This is a genomic window from Ruegeria sp. CDSB113 (assembly GCF_059611045.1).
In genome coordinates this window covers 297,727-310,244 of sequence record NZ_JBXWOU010000001.1, presented here as the reverse complement: position 1 = coordinate 310,244, position 12,518 = coordinate 297,727, and the positions used below count along the sequence as shown (strand labels likewise).

General features: G+C 58.4%; 13 protein-coding genes. 8 read left to right on the top strand and 5 right to left on the bottom strand.

Features of this window, described 5'->3' with window-relative positions; all coding sequences use genetic code 11:
* From AC2FIS_RS01585 to AC2FIS_RS01555, 7 genes are all read left to right on the top strand, one after another.
* Positions 1-684: an adenylate kinase gene (locus AC2FIS_RS01585; RefSeq protein ID WP_496771724.1), complete on the top strand. Its 684-nt coding sequence runs from the start codon at positions 1-3 to the stop codon at positions 682-684.
* 185 nt (positions 685-869) lie between these two features.
* A complete protein-coding gene (locus tag AC2FIS_RS01580) occupies positions 870-1,154 on the top strand; it encodes a DUF4212 domain-containing protein (RefSeq protein WP_108859095.1) in 285 nt (94 codons plus the stop codon).
* 5 nt (positions 1,155-1,159) lie between these two features.
* Positions 1,160-2,944, top strand: coding sequence for a sodium:solute symporter family protein (locus tag AC2FIS_RS01575; protein WP_058273825.1), 1,785 nt, complete (start codon positions 1,160-1,162; stop codon positions 2,942-2,944).
* Between the two features lie 110 nt (positions 2,945-3,054).
* Complete coding sequence (locus AC2FIS_RS01570) at positions 3,055-4,878, top strand: DUF294 nucleotidyltransferase-like domain-containing protein (RefSeq protein ID WP_496771723.1); 1,824 nt, start codon at positions 3,055-3,057, stop codon at positions 4,876-4,878.
* Positions 4,879-4,924: 46 nt separating this feature from the next.
* Entirely contained in the window at positions 4,925-5,443 is a 519-nt protein-coding gene (locus AC2FIS_RS01565) for a hypothetical protein (protein ID WP_496771722.1), read from the top strand.
* Position 5,444: 1 nt separating this feature from the next.
* On the top strand, positions 5,445-6,857 hold the full coding sequence (locus AC2FIS_RS01560) for a 3'-5' exonuclease (protein ID WP_496771721.1): 1,413 nt from the start codon (positions 5,445-5,447) through the stop codon (positions 6,855-6,857).
* 89 nt (positions 6,858-6,946) lie between these two features.
* Entirely contained in the window at positions 6,947-7,447 is a 501-nt protein-coding gene (locus AC2FIS_RS01555; RefSeq protein ID WP_496771720.1) for a flavin reductase family protein, read from the top strand.
* A 3-nt stretch (positions 7,448-7,450) separates the two neighbouring features.
* On the opposite strand, the gene AC2FIS_RS01550 is transcribed toward AC2FIS_RS01555, so the two are convergent.
* The 4 genes from AC2FIS_RS01550 to AC2FIS_RS01535 are packed head-to-tail and all read right to left on the bottom strand — an operon-like array spanning position 7,451 to position 9,817.
* Entirely contained in the window at positions 7,451-7,930 is a 480-nt protein-coding gene (locus tag AC2FIS_RS01550) for a DUF6505 family protein (protein ID WP_496771719.1), read from the bottom strand.
* Positions 7,930-8,625: a biotin/lipoate--protein ligase family protein gene (locus AC2FIS_RS01545; protein WP_496771718.1), complete on the bottom strand. Its 696-nt coding sequence runs from the start codon at positions 8,623-8,625 to the stop codon at positions 7,930-7,932. The genes AC2FIS_RS01550 and AC2FIS_RS01545 overlap by 1 nt, the downstream gene beginning before the upstream one ends.
* The gene (locus AC2FIS_RS01540; protein WP_496771717.1) at positions 8,622-9,683 is read right to left on the bottom strand and encodes an Mrp/NBP35 family ATP-binding protein; all 1,062 of its coding nucleotides are present in this window, start codon (positions 9,681-9,683) and stop codon (positions 8,622-8,624) included. Before AC2FIS_RS01540 ends, AC2FIS_RS01545 begins: the two co-directional genes overlap by 4 nt.
* On the bottom strand, positions 9,680-9,817 hold the full coding sequence (locus AC2FIS_RS01535) for a hypothetical protein (RefSeq protein WP_496771716.1): 138 nt from the start codon (positions 9,815-9,817) through the stop codon (positions 9,680-9,682). The genes AC2FIS_RS01540 and AC2FIS_RS01535 overlap by 4 nt, the downstream gene beginning before the upstream one ends.
* On the opposite strand from AC2FIS_RS01535, the gene AC2FIS_RS01530 reads away from it, so the two are divergent.
* Entirely contained in the window at positions 9,816-10,544 is a 729-nt protein-coding gene (locus tag AC2FIS_RS01530) for a c-type cytochrome (RefSeq protein ID WP_496738698.1), read from the top strand. The two genes, AC2FIS_RS01535 and AC2FIS_RS01530, sit on opposite strands and share 2 nt — an antisense overlap.
* Here the strand turns inward: AC2FIS_RS01530 and AC2FIS_RS01525 are convergent.
* On the bottom strand, positions 10,538-12,490 hold the full coding sequence (locus AC2FIS_RS01525) for a 4Fe-4S binding protein (RefSeq protein ID WP_496771715.1): 1,953 nt from the start codon (positions 12,488-12,490) through the stop codon (positions 10,538-10,540). The two genes, AC2FIS_RS01530 and AC2FIS_RS01525, sit on opposite strands and share 7 nt — an antisense overlap.
* Positions 12,491-12,518 lie beyond the last annotated feature (28 nt).

The window sequence follows — 12,518 nt, the reverse complement described above, 5'->3', positions numbered from 1 at the left end:
ATGGACGCTGCCACGATCACCACACCCGCAGTTCTGATCCTTCTCGGCCCTCCGGGTGCCGGGAAGGGAACACAGGCCCGTATGCTTGAGGATAAGTTCGGGCTGGTTCAACTCAGCACTGGCGACCTGTTGCGTGCGGCTGTCGCCGCAGGAACTGAGGCCGGCAAGGCCGCTAAGGCGGTGATGGAAGCCGGCGATCTGGTCAGCGACGAAATCGTCATTGCCATTTTGCGCGACCGTCTTGCTGAACCGGATTGCGCCAAGGGCGTCATTCTGGACGGCTTTCCACGCACCACGGTTCAGGCCGAGGCGCTGGATGGATTGCTGTCGGAAACCGGCCAGAAGATCAACGCCGCCATCAGTCTTGAGGTTGAGGACGGCGAAATGGTTGTCCGTATCTCGGGCCGCTACACCTGCGGCGGATGTGGCGAAGGGTTCCATGACACGTTCAAGGTCCCTGTTGTTAATGGCAAGTGTGACAAGTGCGGCAGCACCGAGTTCAAGCGCCGTGCTGATGACAACGCCGAAACCGTCGCCTCACGTCTGGCTGCGTATCACGCGCAAACCGCGCCTTTGATTACTTATTACCAAGACCACGGCGTTCTGAAAGGCCTGAACGCCATGGGCAATATCGATGACATCGCGGGCAATCTGGAAAGGATTGTCAGCGACGCCATGAACTAAGGGAAGACGGTCCGCCCTGAATAAGGGCCCAATTCCTAAAGGAAAACTTCAAAGTACCCGCCGTGGCGGATCGGAGAAGTCGTGCCTGATGCCACCCTGGCATTCGGCATTTCGAAAAGCGGCCCCGCGCGTTGGAGGTTTAGGACAACGGGTCGCCCATGGAAGAAGCGAAGGAGGAACCCGCAATGGCGGATCAATCAACACACTCCGCGCAGACTGCCGAAGCCGACAAGGGCTATTGGCAGGCGAACCTGCGTCTCATCTACATCAGCCTCGTGATCTGGGCGCTGGTGTCTTTTGGATTCGGCATTCTGCTGCGTCCATTGCTGTCCGGCATTGCAGTTGGCGGCACCGATCTGGGCTTTTGGTTCGCTCAGCAGGGATCAATCCTGGTCTTTCTGGTGCTGATCTTCAACTACGCCTGGCGCATGAACAAGTTGGACGCCGAATTTGGCGTAGATGAGGAGTAAGCGGAATGGACCAGTTTACCATTAACCTGCTCTTTGTCGGCGCGAGTTTTGCGCTGTACATCGGCATTGCGATTTGGGCCCGCGCGGGTTCCACATCGGAATTCTACGCCGCCGGTCGCGGCATTCACCCGGTCACCAACGGTATGGCGACAGCGGCAGACTGGATGTCTGCGGCCTCGTTCATCTCGATGGCGGGCCTGATCGCCTTTACCGGCTATGACAATTCGACCTTCCTGATGGGTTGGACCGGTGGTTACGTGCTGCTGGCACTGCTGCTTGCGCCCTATCTGCGTAAGTTTGGCAAATACACCGTCTCGGAATTTATCGGCGACCGTTTCTACAGCCAGACCGCGCGTATCGTTGCGGTGATCTGTCTGATCGTTGCGTCGGTGACTTACGTGATCGGTCAGATGACTGGTGTGGGCGTGGCCTTTGGTCGTTTTCTCGAAGTATCGAACACCTCCGGTCTGCTGATCGGTGCCTGTGTCGTGTTTGCTTACGCGGTGTTCGGTGGGATGAAAGGCGTGACCTACACTCAGGTCGCTCAGTACTGCGTACTGATCACCGCCTACACAATCCCGGCGATCTTCATCTCACTGCAGCTGACCGGTACGCCGGTTCCGGCGCTGGGTCTGTTCAGCGACACCGCAAGCGGTGAGCCTCTGCTGACCAAGCTGGATGCGATCGTGACCGAGCTGGGCTTTAACGAATACACAGCTCATCACTCGAACACGCTAAACATGGTTCTGTTCACGCTGTCGCTGATGATCGGTACTGCCGGTCTGCCACACGTGATCATGCGCTTCTTCACCGTGCCCAAAGTGTCTGACGCCCGCTGGTCTGCTGGCTGGACGCTGGTCTTCATCGCTCTGCTGTATCTGACCGCCCCTGCGGTTGGCGCAATGGCGCGTCTGAACATCACCGACATGATGTGGCCCAATGGTGGCATCGAAGGTGGCGCTGTCTCGGTCGAGGATATCGACAATGATCCGCGATATGACTGGATGCAGACTTGGCAGAAAACCGGCCTGCTGGACTGGGAAGACAAGAACGGCGACGGCAAAATCCAGTACTACAACGACAAGAATGCCGACATGCAGGCTCTTGCGGAAGAAAAAGGCTGGGTCGGTAACGAGCTGACCAAGTTCAACCGCGATATCCTGGTTCTGGCCAACCCCGAGATTGCCAACCTGCCGGGTTGGGTGATCGGTCTGGTCGCTGCCGGTGGTCTTGCGGCTGCTCTGTCGACCGCTGCGGGTCTGTTGCTGGCGATCTCGTCGGCGGTATCCCACGACCTTGTTAAAGGTGCGATCAACCCGCAAATCTCTGAAAAAGGAGAGCTGCTGGCTGCTCGTATCGCCATGGCCGTGGCCATCGTTGTTGCAACCTATCTGGGTCTGAACCCACCGGGTTTTGCAGCGCAAACCGTGGCCTTGGCGTTTGGTCTGGCGGCTGCCTCGATCTTCCCGGCGCTGATGATGGGGATCTTCTCGACCCGCATCAACAACACCGGTGCCGTCGCAGGTATGCTGGCTGGTCTGACCGTAACTCTGGTCTACATCTTCCTGCACAAGGGCTGGCTGTTCATTCCGGGCACCAACTCGTTCACTGATGCTGATCCGCTTCTGGGTCCGATCAAGTCGACCTCGTTCGGCGCCATCGGTGCAATGATCAACTTCGGCGTTGCTTACGTCGTCGCCGGAATGACCAAAGAGACTCCGCCGGAGATCGTTGAATTGGTCGAAAGCGTGCGTATTCCCCGTGGCGCAGGCGCAGCTCAGAATAAATGAGTATGATGCGGTGCATGGATCCTTTTCACGTACCGCATCTTTCGACCGACTACTCCCGCCCGGCATTATGCCGGGCGGGATTTTTAAAACCGGAAAGCCAGGATTTGACGATGCCCCTGTCTCATGACGAAATCACCCGGTTCCTGAAATCCGTCCACCCCTATGATGCCCTGCCCCCGGAAACACTAGATCAGATCGCCAATCAGATCGAGGTTTGGGAGGTCGAGGAAGACTTTCCCGTGTACGAACTTGGGCACACACTGCCCGGTGTTTTCGTGATCTATGAAGGGCACGTTGAAATCACCGATGAGAATAACGCCGTGGTATCTCATCTTGGTCTGCGCAATTCGTTTGGTGAGCGTGGGCTACTTAAAGACGGGAAAGCCGCGACCAAGGCGCGCGCGCATACGCCATCCGTCTTGCTGGTCCTGCCGCCAGATCTGGTGCGCGAGTTGATCGATGGGCATGACGTCGTTTCGAAATTCTTCAACCGGACCCGTTCGAACCGGTCCGGCCCGCAGAGCTTGGCCACCAGCGCGATTGACGTTCTTATGGCGCATAACCCTGCAACCTGCCCACCGGACACATCGGTTCAAGAAGCCGCCCGGATCATGCGTGACAAGCACATTTCATCCTTGTGCGTCACCGAAACGGATAACCTGCTGGGCATCGCCACCTTGCGCGACATCTCGGGCAAATACGTAGCCAATGGCATGCCCGCAGAGACACCGGTGTCAGCGATAATGACAGCGAACCCAATCACCCTGTCGCCATCTGACATTGGATCGGACGTTCTGCACGTGATGATGGAACGCGGGATCGGTCATATCCCGATCAGCGAAGGCGGGCGCCTTGTTGGAATTGTGACCCAGACGGACCTGACCCATTATCAGGCAGTGAATTCGGCAGAGCTTGTCCGCCGGATCGCTCAAGCGGACTCAGCGGATCAAATGGCGGCGGTGACGGCTGAAATCTCGCAGCTTCTGGTGCAACTGGTGGCTGCCGGAAACCGGCACGAGATCGTGACGCGGCTGATAACGGACATCGCAGACACGGCAACCCGCCGACTGTTGGCCTTGGCCGAGGTCAAGCTGGGCCCAGCACCTGTTCCCTACCTGTGGTTGGCCTGTGGGTCGCAAGGGCGGCAAGAACAAACTGGAGTATCCGATCAGGACAACTGTCTAATGCTGGACGACAGCGTTTCGGAAGCGGACATGGCCTATTTCGCGAATCTGTCGAAATACGTCTCGGATGGCCTGGACACCTGCGGATATTTCTATTGCCCAGGCGACATGATGGCGACCAACCCACGATGGTGTCAGCCTGTGCGCGTCTGGCGCGACTACTTCAACGGATGGATCGCCAAACCGAACCCCGAGGCGCAGATGCTGGCCTCAGTCATGTTCGACCTCCGCCCTATCGGTGGGGCCTTTCACCTGTTCGACGATCTGCAGGCCGAAACACTGGCAGCGACCAACGCAAACTCGATCTTTGTGGCGCACATGATTTCGAACTCTCTTAAGCACACGCCTCCGCTGGGGCTGCTGCGCGGGTTTGCGACCATCCGGTCTGGTGAACATCGCAATACGCTGGATCTCAAACACAATGGCGTGGTCCCCGTCGTTGACCTTGCGCGGATCTACAGCCTTCAGGGTCAATTGACCGAAGCCAATACTCGGGCGCGTCTGAAAGCAGCCGCATCTGGCGGTATCCTCAGCCCCTCGGGCGCGCGGGATTTGCTGGATGCGTATGATCTGATCGCAGAAACCCGCCTTGAGCATCAGGCCATGCTTGTGAAGAGCGGTCAAAAGCCGGACAATTTCCTGCCGCCCTCAGACCTGTCCGATTTTGAGCGAAGTCATCTTCGGGATGCGTTCGTTGTGGTAAAAACCATGCAATCGGCAGTAGGTCACGGCAAGGGAATGCTGGGCTAAAGCAGCAATAACGATTGGCGAATACGCCAGACATACGGAGAGTCACATGTTTCTGGAACTGATCGGCACCATATTTGCAGGCTTTGCCTTTGCCGGCATCGTAATGGTTCTAAACAAATTGACGGGTGGCCGCCTGCCCCGTTGGATGACACCCGTTGCCGCTGGTCTGGGTATGATCGGAATGACGATTACCAGTGAATATTCCTGGTACGACCGCACACGCGATACTCTTCCCGAAGGTATGACCGTCATTCAAGAAGTTGAAAGTCGCGCCTTCTATCGCCCCTGGACCTATGCCGTGCCCTTCGTGGACCGCTTTGCCGCCATTGATGCCGGTTCCGTTCGCACCAATGAACAGGTTCCCGAACAACGGTTGGTGGAACTGTATCTCTTTGGTCGCTGGGCCCCGGTCTCAAAGCTGCCGGTCGTGGTCAACTGCAAAGAGTTCAGCCGCGCCAATCTTGCGGATGGGGCAGAATTCGCGGATGACGGGCGGCTGCTGAACGCCGACTGGATTGACGTCACCGCCAATGACCCGATCGTCGAGGCAACCTGCGGAGTGTGACATGCTGAACCGGTTAAGCCTGCGTCTGCGCATTTTCCTGTTCTTCTGCCTGCTGGCCATTGGCGCTCTGACCGTCAGCTCTCTGGCACTGTGGATCAGCTATCGGCGCGTTGCTGATCCTGATCTGCTTGATTCCTTCATCTTTGCCGAAATCCTGATGGGTTTTGGGTTTCTGGCTTTGACTGCGGCGGTTTGGTTATTGTTCGACGACAATGTTGCAAAGCCAATCGAACGGATTTCCGCCCAACTTAGGGCCCGCGCGCATGCCGGAGTCAGCACCGAATTGGACACACAGGCCGCGCGATATCTGGGTGATCTGGCACCAGCCGCGGCCGGACTGGCCGACCAATTGTCCGGTAAAACCATGGACGTAGCACAGGCCGTAGCCGAAGAGACGGCACATCTGGCAGCAGAAAAACACCGTCTAACGGCCTTGCTGACCGAAATTCCAGTTGCAATGCTGTTGGCCAGCCCAACACACAAGATCGTTTTGTACGATGGTCAGGCGGCCGAGGTTCTGGCACAGGTTGCGCATCCCCGGCTGAATGCCTCGTTGTTTGAATACCTGCAATCTGACCTGCTGGAAGAGGCCCATTCCAAACTGGTGAAGACTGGGCTGGAGGTCGCCTGCGCGCTGACCAGCGTCGATGGTACGCAGAGTTACCGCGCGCGCATGAAGCCCCTTGGCGGCGCACCCGGATACATGCTGATCTTCGAGGACAGTGCCGCGAACATCGCACCCGAAGCCGCACGACCTTTGGTGTATGACTTCGACTTGCTGAACACCTCGACGGACGAGACCGTCGAAAACCTAGCTCTACAGGATTTGTGTTTCGTCGTGTTTGACACCGAAACCACCGGACTGCTGCCACACAAGGACGAAATCGTTCAGATCGGAGCTGTGCGGGTTGTCAACGGGCGCATCGTGGACGGCGAGCAGCTTGACATGCTGGTTGACCCTGGCATTCCGATCCCTCCATCCTCAACCAAGGTTCACAAGATCAGCGATCGCATGGTTCAGGGCGCACCGGACATTGCCAATGCCGGGCGTGCGCTGCATCAATTTGCCCGCGATGCAGTGATTGTGGCCCATAACGCGCCATTCGACATGGCCTTTTTGCGGCGACATGCAAAACGCATGGATGTCGATTGGGATCACCCCATTCTGGATACGGTTCTGTTGTCTGCAGTGCTGTTTGGGGCAAGTGATAAACACACGCTGGATGCTCTGTGCGAACGGTTGGAGATCACCATCCCCGAACAACTGCGCCATACCGCCCTGGGTGATGCGGTTGCCACCGCCGAAGCGCTGGTCAGAATGTTACCGATGCTGCATGCGCGCGGCATGACAACCTTTGGCCTGGTCATTGAGGCAACGCGCCAACATGGTCGTCTGTTGGAAGACCTGAACTAGTTTGGAAAACACGCAAACGGGGCGCAGCTTTTCATGGACAAACCCCGCGCGTCGTGGCACCTGAGGCACGGCCACGGGATGAGCGCGCAATGACGGAAAAACAATTCACTCCAACCCCGGATCAAAGCACCGCTTTCCGTGAAGCGTTGGGGTGTTTCGGAACCGGCGTGACGGTGATCACCACGAACACCGATCAGGGCCCTCGGGCCATTACAGTCAACTCATTTGCGTCGGTATCGCTGGACCCGCCCCTTGTTTTGTGGTGCTTGGCCAAAGACTCCAACCGGTTCAACGATTTCAACGCCAGCCGACATTATTCGATCCACGTGATGGGACAGGATCAGCAGGAACAGGCCCTGCGCTTTGCTCGCGACGGTAAGGACTTCTCGCACGCGGAATGGGCCCACGACCCAGCGCGCCGGCCCCAATTATCCGGTTGTCTGGCGCGGTTCGATTGTCAGGTGCACGCACAACACGATGCGGGGGATCACCTGATCATTGTTGGTGAGGTTCAAAAGGTCATGTACCGCACCGGCAAAGGTTTGATCTTTAAGCGCGGTCAGTTTGGCGGCTTTGCGGATCTGATCTGACGGTTATTCGTCCAACGACCCATGTACGGCCAGAGCTTCTAGCTGAGTCTCTTGCGGCGTGATCACCCGGAAAGCCTCACGCACTCCGGCGTCTGACAGCTCACGCGAGACGGTCAGCAGCGTGTTTGGATTATGCTCATCACACAGCTCGGACATATGGGCGATCTCGGCCAGTGCGACGTCCATGGCGGCCTCTACCGACGGTGCCCCGTAAAGCTGCACAAAGTGTTCAGCAAGGCTCTGCGCGATCTGATCCATCTCGGCCTGTTCCACCTGAGTAACCGCAACGAATGTCACCCGCCCAAAGGTTTCCACACCCAACCAGCCATTCGCAAAAGCCTGACGCGCTTTGCCTTCAAGATCGCCTTCGCCCCAATTTGAGAACTCGAATCCGCCCGAAATGCACCATTCCCCGGTTCGCGCCGGGGAGTGGAACACATTCATGTCGCTTTCGTCGAAATGGATTGCGCGAGCCAGTTTCATCATCCGTTCTCCAACAATTCCGTTAGCGGGCGAAGTTGCGTGTCGGAACCACGACGGATCAGCATGCCGAACCGTTCATCCGTTCCCAGAAACACGCCCGTTTCACCAAAGGGCTCTCCTACACCGCGCAGCAGGCCTATCCATTCTCCGTGCACAGGCGCGTTGCCGTCCTCTTGCCAGCGGTTCAGCCATGTCATCATGTGCCGCGACCAGCTTTCGACAAGCTGCGTTGCCGAGACATCCGCGCAGCCCTCGTCGTAAAGGGCAGTGACATCCGGGTGTTCGCCCGGAGCCGCACTGGTTTGCAGCAGCGCCAAATCCCAACCGACGATCAGCCAATCCGGTTCTGCTTCTGGATCTGCATCCGAAGCTGCCACACGGAACATTCCGCATTTGGCCCCATTCACACAGATCAGTCCGTCCCAGCCCAGATGGACCGCGACCTCAGGCGGGGCCAGCGCGCCCAGCGCGTTCTGAAACCCAACAGCGCAAAGCGGCACCATTGCCATCGCATCGCGCAAGACAACCTCGGGGGCAAAAACGATGGCCACACGCAGACGATCGGCCTGAATGTTATAGACCACGGTACCGCCATCACAGCCCAGCGCGGCCATTGCCTGTGCGCGCTCGAACGGGTCTTCCCCACCCTGCACCGGGTGGCCCGTCAGCAAAGGGGGAAAGACCGGCTCGTTCATGCGTTGCCCTTGGCAATCATGCCGCGCGCAATTTGGCGGAACGCTTCGGCTTGCGGACTGTCGGGCTTGCTGACCACGATCGGTGCACCGCCATCAGCGGCAACGCGGATATCCAGATGCAGCGGGATTTCACCCAGCAAAGGAACGCCCAGCGCCTCGGCCTCGGACTTCACACCGCCATGGCCGAACACATGTTCTTCATGCCCGCAGTTCGAACAGATATGCGTCGACATATTCTCAATCATCCCAAGGATGGGCGTCTTGAGCTGGTTGAACATGTCGATCCCTTTGCGGGCATCGATCAGAGCCACGTCCTGTGGGGTCGAGACAACAATGGCGCCGTCCACGTTGAACTTCTGGCTCAGCGTCAGCTGCACGTCACCGGTGCCGGGCGGCAAGTCGACGATCAGCACATCCAGAGCGCCCCATTGCACCTGACCCATCATCTGTTGCAGCGCGCCCATCAGCATCGGGCCACGCCAGACAACGGCCTGACCTTCATTGGTCATCAGACCCATCGACATCATGGTGACGCCGTGGTTGCGCAATGGCAGGATCGTTTTACCGTCAGGGCTGGCCGGGCGGCCAGAAACACCCAGCATCCGGGGCTGTGACGGGCCATAGACATCCGCATCCAGCAGACCAACGCGCCGCCCTTCAGCCGCCAAGGCACAAGCCAGGTTGGCGGAAACGGTGGACTTGCCAACGCCACCCTTGCCCGAAGCCACAGCAATTATCCTGTCCACACCCGGCACGGCCTGCGGCCCGGTCTGCGAGGGTTTCGGTTTGGGCTTCAGGTCTGGCGGTGCCTTTTCGGAATGTGCGGTCAGCATGGCCGAGACCGTGGAAACTCCATCGACCAACTGCGCGGCCTGTTCGGCGGCTGCACGGACGGGTTCCATCTGCTCAGCCTGCTTGGGGTCGATCTCAAGTACAAAGCGCACAGTGTCCCCTTCGACATTCAGCGCGCGAACAACTCCGGCGCTGACGATGTCCTGTCCAGAGACGGGGTCAGTGATCTTTCTCAGGTTTGCAAGAACTGCGTCACGAACACTCATGCGTCATTCTCCTTTTGGAACCCGGTGGTCAGGGCTCTGCGTATCGACAAGCTGTGGTTGCCGTTCATTGCACGTGTCTCCGTCTCATTCAGTTCATTTGACGCATTTGGTGCCGTGCCGTTAGGCTGTGGCATGCGCTTTGTCCTCTTGTGCCTGAGCCTGACGCTCTCTGCCACCCCCTCTTGGTCGCAAGAGGCGATTGGTCTTGCCGCGCCGGACGAGGTTGCTGACTCTGGTCTGCTGCAACATATCCTTCCTCGCTTTTCTCTCAAGACCGGGATCCGGGTTATTGCAGATGATGCCGGCGTTTTGGTGCTAGAAACCGCGCCTCCGGGTGATCCTGTGTTTGCGCGCGACGGTGTGATCTATCACCTTCGGATCGAAGAGGACGCCAAACATGAGCGGTTCCGCGACTGGCTGCTGTCCGATATCGGAAAACGGACGGTTGAAAGCTATGCGCCAGAGCAAGGCGCGCCCTTCTCGGCCAGCTTCGATATCGCGGCCGTGGAAACCGAAACAGTGATCGACGGCGATACACTGCGCGGCGAGGAATTGTCGATGACCCATTGCGGCCGGTGCCATGTGATCGGGCCCAAGAACCGGATGAATGGTCTGGGTTCGACCCCCTCTTTCGCGGTGCTGCGCGCCATGCCGGACTGGTCAGAACGGTTCGAGGCGTTCTTCGCCCTCAACCCGCACCCCTCGTTCACACAGATTGACGGGCTGACACCTCCGTTTGATCCACAGCGTCCATCGCCCATATATCCTGTCGAAATGACGTTGGACGATCTGGAAGCGATCCTTGCCTTTGTCTCGGTCATTACCGCAGCGGACTTGGGTGCACCCTTACAGCTTCAGTGATCCTTTCGTTTTGAGAAATAATCCTCGGTCGTAACGACACGAGGTTTCGGGTTAGACTGGAACGGGTTGTCCTCTTGCTGGAACTGTGCGTTCACGCGGCAATTGTCACACATCTGGATCATCCGCGCCTTGTCCGAGGTAGCAAACATCGGATGTGTACCCGCAAGCTTTTCCATGATCCGTTCCACGGTGGACTTAACTCCGAACAGTGCCCCGCATTCTACACAGGCAAACGGTTCCTCTTCATTCAGAACCTGTTGAGACAGGGCTGCATCGCTCAGGTCAAGCTGCGGGACAAGAGCAATCGCGTCTTCCGGGCAGATGCCTTTGCACAACCCGCACTGCAGACAAGCATCCTGCTGGAAGTTCAATTGCGGCTTGTCCGGGTTATCGATCAAAGCACCCGACGGGCACAGCGACACACAGCTGAGGCACAAAGTACAGGCATCCGTGTTGACAGCGATCGCCCCATAGGGCGCGTTTTCCGGCAAGGGCAGCGGCTCTTCGGCATTAGGGTTCAGCGCCTGCGCCGCCAAACGGGCGATCTGGCGGCGGTTGCCCAATGGCAGCACCGCGTCGGGCAAAGGCTGAGGGACATCTTGCGCGTATAGGACATCAGACAGCACATCCGGGTCGGCCTCATCCACCAACCCCAGGGCATTCGGCCCTGCAATTGCCTGCGCCAAGGCTAGTTCACGGTCCAACGCATCGCGCTCGGTCGTTGGGGATAGCAAGATGTCCACACGCGCAAAACCATGCGCCAAGGCGGCCAGCATCTCGGCATGGCCAAAGCCTGAAATCACACTCAGCTCCAGCGGAATCACATCGGCAGGCAACCCACGTCCAAAACGGGCGGCCAGTCGGATCATCTCGGCCCCGTGGGCATTATGCACCAATAAGCGCGGCGCCACTCCGCCAGCTCGCCGATAGGTGCGCGCCAAAATATGCATCCGCGACAGCAACGCGGATATCGGCGGATCCTCGTAGGTGATTGCTGTTGAGGGGCAAACTGCGGCGCATTCCCCACAGCCAGCGCAAATCATCGGGTCGATCTCCACATGCTCACCGGCAGGTTTGATCGCTCCGGTCGGGCAGATATCCAGACAGTTCGTGCAAGCGACTTGTTCGGCCCGTGAATGGGCACACAGCGTTTCTTCCATCCGCACGTAAAGCGGCTTTTCGAACGTGCCGACCAATTGGGCCGCCTCAAACGCCAGCCGTTCGACGGACAATGGATCTTTGGGATCAGCCCGCAGATAGCCTTCGCGCTTGGCCGGGGCCTGAACCAAGGGTGTGTCGCCGGTCAGGTCCAGAACGATGTCACAGCCCGATTGCGCCCTGTCGCGGGCGTCGGTCCACATAAAAGCTCCGCGTCCGCCGGGTTCAAGCTGCTGAAACGCGTCGAGCCGCATCGTAAATCCGCCCAACGCCCCATCGAGCGATTTGATGCGCCCACGCACCACGTCAAACGCACGCGAAAACGGCGCAGCCTCATCCGTGACCAGTACTGTAACTGCAAGCGTAACGGCCAGTTTTTCAGCAAGTGCAAATGCAACGTCGCCGGGACCGATGATCAGGCATGTGCCTTCGCTATAGACGTCTACGCTGGGCGTCACCGGCTGCGGCAACAAGGCCTCGGCGGCCAGGGCAGCCATCTTGGGGGCCGCATCCGCGCCCTCATCAGACCACCCGGCCCTGTCACGAAGATCAACAAAGCCAGGGGCGTCCACATTCAGTTCTTCGGCCAGGGCCTGAAACACTTCCTGCTCTTGTCCGCAGGCAATGAGGGTGTCCCCCTGTTGTATCTCCGCGGCCGCCGCTTCCAACTCTCGCGTGCAAAGCGCTGTGAAAACCTTGGAACAATCCATCTCGCAGGCCGAACCGATCTTGTCGGAATTCAGAGGTTGAGACCCGGCGCAATCGCATAACAGTAGTTTGGTGCCCATGATCCTCCCCCGGATACTTCTCCACCTC